This window comes from Proteus faecis, from assembly GCF_030286765.1.
Lineage (GTDB): Bacteria > Pseudomonadota > Gammaproteobacteria > Enterobacterales > Enterobacteriaceae > Proteus > Proteus faecis.
The window spans coordinates 1-905 of sequence record NZ_JASVWV010000058.1; the positions used below are offsets into that span (position 1 = coordinate 1).

The window sequence follows — 905 nt, forward strand, 5'->3', positions numbered from 1 at the left end:
AACAGATGTTAGGACACCGTAGCCTGTCTTCGACAATGGAGTATATTGCTCTGGACGCATACAGTACAGTCAGGATCCTGGAAGACGAATTAGGGGAGTTTTTAACAATGGGATTAGGTGGTGAGCATTCAAGACTAGTATCAAAAAGACAGGGATTGTGATGTAAAATAAAAAAATATTTACACAAAGTTGACTATTTCATCAACTTTGTGTATAAGCTGGATTTGATTGAGAAGGGTGTTCGGCAAAAACACCCTTACTTGATAAATCATTGTCAACCACGTGAGAAGTCATGAACGTGATTACAACTGAAATTCAAGTTTTTAACCGGGCGCTGGGGATCTCACTTCCAGCGACCGTGCTAGGGAAACGGTTACACCATTTCCGAAAGGAAAGATGGTGCCCGAACTCGGAATCGAACCAAGGACACGGGGATTTTCAATCCCCTGCTCTACCGACTGAGCTATTCGGGCTAACGAGGCGCATTAAACCGTATTCAGTGGGATGCGTCAACGTCTTTTTAATAAAAAATGCAAAAATAAGTTTGTTTGCTTTCTTTTTATTCTATTCAAGTTTAATTTTTCATCATAAGCTATTTTGGGGTAAAAAATGCTTAAATAACAATCAGTAAAGATATCCATTTTTTTGCATATCAAAGCGAGAACTTTCTCTTTTTTTGATGATTTAATTTCTTTTCCGCTGCTCTATAGAGAGAAATTAAGGGAGCGCGAGAAAATAACTCATTTCTTTTGTTTTCTAACACTCAACAGTGACTGCACCCCGCCCTGTCGGGCGAGGCTTCCCACTTCTTAGACCGCAACCGTCTGTGTGACGGATTTACGCTGGCCTCCATGGGCAGAAACGACGAGTCCCGCCGCTTGTAATTCCAGTATGCCCTTGCGTTC

Annotated in this window: 1 tRNA gene; it reads right to left on the bottom strand. The window is 41.5% G+C overall.

The annotated features are described in order from the left end of the window. Positions 1-397: 397 nt before the first annotated feature. A tRNA-Phe gene (locus tag QSH13_RS18460) sits at positions 398-473 on the bottom strand. Between the last annotated feature and the right edge of the window lie 432 nt (positions 474-905).